The 5,261-nt window shown below is 68.6% G+C and carries 5 protein-coding genes; 1 reads left to right on the top strand and 4 read right to left on the bottom strand.

Annotated features, from left to right (window positions below):
• Positions 1-457, bottom strand: a 457-nt coding sequence (locus tag ACFWF3_RS23330) for an aldehyde dehydrogenase family protein (protein WP_379315265.1), incomplete at its 3' end; no start/stop codon positions are given.
• A gap of 87 nt (positions 458-544) precedes the next feature.
• Complete coding sequence (locus ACFWF3_RS23325) at positions 545-1,747, bottom strand: transcriptional regulator (RefSeq protein ID WP_378993071.1); 1,203 nt, start codon at positions 1,745-1,747, stop codon at positions 545-547.
• Between the two features lie 309 nt (positions 1,748-2,056).
• Between ACFWF3_RS23325 and ACFWF3_RS23320 the strand changes: the two genes are divergently transcribed.
• Positions 2,057-2,677, top strand: a complete 621-nt coding sequence (locus ACFWF3_RS23320; RefSeq protein WP_378993068.1) for an alpha/beta fold hydrolase — start codon at positions 2,057-2,059, stop codon at positions 2,675-2,677.
• Between the two features lie 17 nt (positions 2,678-2,694).
• Here ACFWF3_RS23320 and ACFWF3_RS23315 read toward each other — a convergent pair whose 3' ends face one another.
• Positions 2,695-3,480 carry a helix-turn-helix domain-containing protein gene (locus ACFWF3_RS23315; protein ID WP_379315264.1) on the bottom strand — a complete coding sequence of 262 codons (786 nt, stop codon included), beginning with the start codon at positions 3,478-3,480 and terminating at the stop codon, positions 2,695-2,697.
• 71 nt (positions 3,481-3,551) lie between these two features.
• Positions 3,552-5,261: dipeptide ABC transporter ATP-binding protein (locus ACFWF3_RS23310; protein WP_379315263.1), on the bottom strand; the 1,710-nt coding region annotated here is incomplete at its 5' end.

Here is a 5,261-nt window from a genome sequence, read left to right as displayed (position 1 = left end):
CGTGGAAGTGATAGGCGATGGTGTCCTTGTCGACCTCGCTGATGCCGCCTTCCTGCGCGCGCAGCACTCCGGCGAAATAGCGGAAGTGGTCGACCGCCAAGGGGAGGTCGGCGGCCAGGGTTTCGCGGACCGGCTTGCCGTTGTCCCAGGTTTCGGCGACGGCGAGGGCCTCGAGGTTGGCCTCGATCCGGTCGGCGATCTTGTTGAGGATGTTGGCGCGCTCGGCGGCCGAGGTCTCACCCCAGGCCGGGGCCGCACGGTGGGCGGCGTCGAGCGCCAGTTCCACATCGGCGGCGCTCGAGCGGGCGATCTCGCAGAACGGCTGCCCGTCCACCGGCGAGGTGTTCTCGAAATAGCGGCCTTCGACCGGCGGAATCCACTTGCCGTCGATGAAATTGTCGTATCGCGGCGCGTAGCTGACGACGCTGCCCTCGGTGCCCGGCTTGGCGTAGATCATGTGCGGTGGCTCCTCGCTGATTCCGGTGAATCGTGACGCCCATCACTATCCCCGCTCAGGGTTGATGAAACGTTGAAGCCGGACCGATCAGGCGCGAAGGGCGCTGTGCAAGCGCGCGGCGGCGACGGCGCGGCGTGCGTCGCGGGTGGGGAGCAGCGCGAGGGCGTGTTCGTGGACGGCGATGTCGTCGGGGGCGGAATCGCCGTATGTCAGTGCGTGATTCGCGTCCGGGCTGTTGAGAACCGCGTTACGCATGGCGACTTCGAGGTAGTCGCGCCATTCGCTGATGCCCGGTGTCTCCGAATCGGGAAGCAGCGGGCCGTGATACAGGCGAACGGCCGTGTCCAGGTCGCCTCGCTCGATGGCGCGCAGCACGTCGACGGCGTCGCAGGACAGGGGAGTGGTGAAGCGGTAGACGCGACTGGTGATGTCGCCGCCGGTGGCGCGGCGCAGGTACGACATCTCGGATTTGAGAGTGCTCGCGCCGACCGCACGATCACCGTAGACGGCGTAGTGCAGGCGTTCGTGGCTGTAGCCGTCGTCGTCGAGGGCGAGCAGGGTCAGGATCTCGAGATGGCGTGGCCGCAACCGGATCTGCTGACCGTCACGCATCAACCGGCCGGTGCCGAGGCAGGTCAGCCGCATTCCGGCGGGCGCGGGCACGGCGGCGTGCAACTTCGATTCGATGGCGCTGGTCATGGTGCGCACGGTGGCCATGGCCAGCGGATGTGAGCGTTTCCAGGTCGTCGACAGGTCGAGCACGCCGAGCAGGGTCCCGTCGGCGGCGCGGATCGGCGCGCAATAACAGACCCAGCCGTGCAGGGCCGCGACAAGATGCTCGGCCGAGAACACCGTGTGCGGTTGGTCGGTGCGCAACGCCAATGACAGGGCGTTGGTCCCCATGTGCGCCTCGTCCCATCGGCCACCCGGCGCGAAGTTCACCTGCTCGGCGCGCCTGCGCATCACGGGTCCGCCATATGTCCACAGAATCGTCCCCGAAGCATCGGTGACCGCCGCGACGTAGCCCGCGTCGTCGGCGACGCTGTGCAACTGCTCTTTCAGCTCGGTCACCGGCCCTCGCAACGGCGACTCCGCCCACCGTGGCCCGATATCGGTCTCACTGACCGGCGCGTGATCCCGCCCAGGATCCACGGTCCGCAACGACCGCGACCAGGACTGCGCCACCTCGGACCGCACCCCTGCCCCCGAAACCCCCACCCCGCCCGGCACCCACATCGCCCACTCCCGCTCCAGCGCAGCCCGCTGCGCGGAAAGCGTGAGCTGCACCATCTCGGTTCTTCCTACTAGACGAACTGGGCGAGGATTCCACATTTCATCATGCCCCAGCGCCACCCGCTGAGCAGCGGTTTCGTCAGGCCGAACTACCCGATAAACCTGGAGACGCCCGACTCGGCGAGACGGCGACGTACCCTGTCTCCGTGGAGCCACCAGGTCGCCTTGGGCGAAGTGCCGCCGAACTGGTCGCCCGCCATCGAACGTTGCCGCGGGTGGACGGCGCGACGATGTGCCGGGACGCGGATGAGTTCTTCGGTTCGGAGGATCGGATCGGCGAAGACTCACCGGTCGAGCGGTGACCAGGTGAGCACATTCATACTGATCCCCGGAGCGGGGTGCGCGGCGGGTTACTGGGGGCCGGTGGCCGACGAGTTGCGCGGGCTCGGCCATGACGCGGTGCCCGTGTCGTTGCCGAGCGAGGACGACAGCGCCGGGTTGGCGGAATACGCCGACGCGGTGGTCGAGGCGATCGGCGCGCGCCGGGATGTTGTTGTGGTGGCGCACTCGTTCGGCGGGTTCACCGCACCGCTGGTGTGCGATCGAGTGCCTGTGGAGCGAATGGTGTTGGTATCGGCGATGATTCCGGCGCCTGGCGAGGCGCCAGGCGATTGGTGGGCCAACACCGGACACGCGACCTCGGGTGATGACGACGTGTTCTACAACCAGCTCACCCCCGAGCAGCGGGCCGAGGCGGAGAAATACGAGCGCGGCCAGTCCGATACGCCGATGACGTCCCCATGGCCGCTGGCGTTTTGGCCCGAGGTGCCGACCCGGTTCATCTTGCTGCGCGACGACCGATTCCTCCCAGCCGATTTCATGCGCGAACTCGTAGCCTCCCGGCTGGGGATCGAGCCGGTCGAAATGGACGGCGGGCACATGGTCATGGTGTCCAGTCCCGCGGAACTGGCGCGTCTGCTGCTCTGATAGCGCAGCCGAGCTGCTCATCCGGGCCGGACGGCCCCGGCACCCAGGTCGAAGTGGATGCCGGCCTGCAGCATCGTGGTGGCGGGCAGGCCGATCATGGCGCGGAAGGATTCGCTGAAATGGGAGGGGGTGGCGAAGCCGGCGTCGATGGCGGAGCGGGTGAGGTCGTGGCCGTTGACGGCGTTGGTGATCGCGGTGACCATGCGGTTCCAGCGTTGATAGCCGCGGAACGTGGTGCCGCAGTGCTGGGTGAACAGGTGCAGGAAATGGCCGGTGGACAGGCCGAGGTTCGCGGCGATCTGGTCGGCGCGCAGCGTGTTGGCGGGCTGGTCGCGGATCGCGGCGGCGAGCCTGGCGATGCGTGCGTCCGTGTCGAGGGTCGGGCCCGCGACGGCGCGGTTGTAGAGCAGATCCGGGTCGACGCCGGGTTGGCCACACAGCTCGACGAGTTCGCGCTCGCGGCGGTGACTGAGACCGAAAGTAGCTGCCGCGGAAGTCATCTCGTCGGCGATCATGGTCGCGGGCGCACTCGACGGGTCGATGAACAACACCAGGATCCACCCCTGCGTGGCAACGACGCGGTGGGCGGTGCGGGCAGGCGCGAAGGAACTGCCCGTGCGAATCAGACCGCGGGTGGTGTGCACGATCAGCGGTCCGTCCAGGCCCACGGTGAGCATCGCGACCGGCGGTGAGTGCGTATCGGGCCGCAGATCCGGCCCGATGTACCCGATGTGGCCCGGCCGTGCCCACGCGGTCGGTATCCGCGCGGAACCGCGGATCTTCGAACGGGTATCGACGCTCACCCGTACCAGGGTATCGACGTGTCGCCGGGGACGCCGCGACCCGGGGATTCGGGTCGGCGTCGCTGTGGTGGTCATCGGCGATCGGCGGCCTCGGGCAGGCGGGGGACCGAGGCGACGAGTTGGCGGGTGTATTCGTGCTGGGGTGAGCGCAGGACGGAATCCGCTTCGCCGGATTCGACGACCCTGCCGTCTTTCATGACGAGGACGCGGTCGGCGAGGTGGTGCACGACGCCGAGGTCGTGGGAGATGAGCAGCAGGGCGGTGCCGAACTCGGATTGGAGTTCGGCGAGTAGGTCGAGGATCTGGGCTTGGACGGAGACGTCGAGGGCGGACAGCGGCTCGTCGGCGACCAGGAGGGCGGGGTTGGGGGCGAGGGCGCGGGCGATGGCTACGCGTTGGCGTTGGCCGCCGGAGAGGGTGCGGGGGTGGGGGGGGAGCAGGTCGCGGGCGAGACCGACCGCGTCGAGGATCTCGCGGACGCGCTGGGTGCGGGCTTTGCCACGCAGATCGACGGTGTCGAGACTTTCGCCGATGACGCGCTCCACGGTGTAGCGGGGGTCGAACGAGCTCAGTGGGTCCTGGGCGATCAGTTGCGCCGCGCCACGCAGCGGCCGTAATGCCTTGTCGGAGAGCTCACTCCACGGTTCGCCGTCGACGACCACCCGTCCGGACGACGGTGTGATGAGCCGCAGCGCGAGGCGGGCCGTGGTGGTCTTGCCCGAACCCGATTCGCCGACGATGCCCAGAGTTTCGCCGCCGAACAGGTCGAAGTCGACATTGTCGACCACGGTGCGGGCGGCCGATCCGGAGCCGTAGGTCTTGCGCAGGTTGCGGACCGAGAGCACGACCCGGGTGTTGTCGACCGAGCGCGGCGGCAATGGCTCGCGCAACCCGGGTTCCTCTGTGTGCCCGCTGGTTCGGCTTGCCGTCGATGCGGCGCGAACCGGCTCCGATTCCGGCGTTGCGGTGGCAGTCGGGTTCTTCGGCCGTGGCGATTCGGTGGCGCCTGCGACCTTCGGCGGTGGCGAGGTGGGGTGGGGCAGCGGTAGCTCGGCGGGCTGGCCGGAAACCGCCAGCTTCGAACCGCGCGAGGCGGCGGAGGGCACGGCCGCCAGCAGCTTCTTCGTGTACGGATGCTCCGGACGGGTCAGTACGTCGTGTGTGCTGCCTTCCTCGACGACCTCCCCCTCCCGCATGACCAGCACTCGGTCGGCCACCTCGGCAACCACTGCCAAGTCGTGGCTGATCAGGAGCAGTGCCGTGCCTTCGGCTTTGCGCGCACGGAGCAGCTCGAGGATCTGTTGCTGGACAGTCACATCGAGCGCTGTGGTCGGCTCGTCGGCGATGATGAGTCGTGGATCGCCTGCGAGCGCTGTCGCGATCAGCACGCGCTGGCGGAGTCCGCCGGACAGCTCGTGGGGATATTGGCGCAGCCGCAGTTCGGGTTCGGGGACACCGACATCGGTGAGCAGTCGCACGCTACGGGCGGTGAGTGCCTGCCCGCGCAGGTCGGTCAGCGCGCGTTGAGCTTCGGCGAGTTGGCTACCGATCGAGTACAGCGGATCGAGGGAGACCAACGCGTCCTGGAGTACGAATCCGATGTCGCTGCCGCGGATTCGCCGCCACTGCCGATCGCGATGATTGCGCGCGTCCTGCCCGAAGAGTTCGAGACGGTCGGCCCGCACGCCTGCGCCCGGACCGGCCAGGCCGACCAGCGCGCGCGCCGTCACCGATTTGCCCGACCCGGATTCACCGACGAGGGCGACGGCCTCGCCCGGCTC

It is taken from the genome of Nocardia sp. NPDC060220 (assembly GCF_042727815.1).
Taxonomy (GTDB): domain Bacteria; phylum Actinomycetota; class Actinomycetes; order Mycobacteriales; family Mycobacteriaceae; genus Nocardia.
The sequence above is the reverse complement of the archived record's forward strand: the minus strand, read 5'-3'. Positions and strand labels throughout refer to the sequence as shown.

Coding starts and splice junctions, on each gene's coding strand:
- ACFWF3_RS23325 (WP_378993071.1), bottom strand. CDS start 1,747: ATGGTGCAGCTCACGCTTTCCGCGCAGCGGGCTGCGCTGGAGCGGGAG.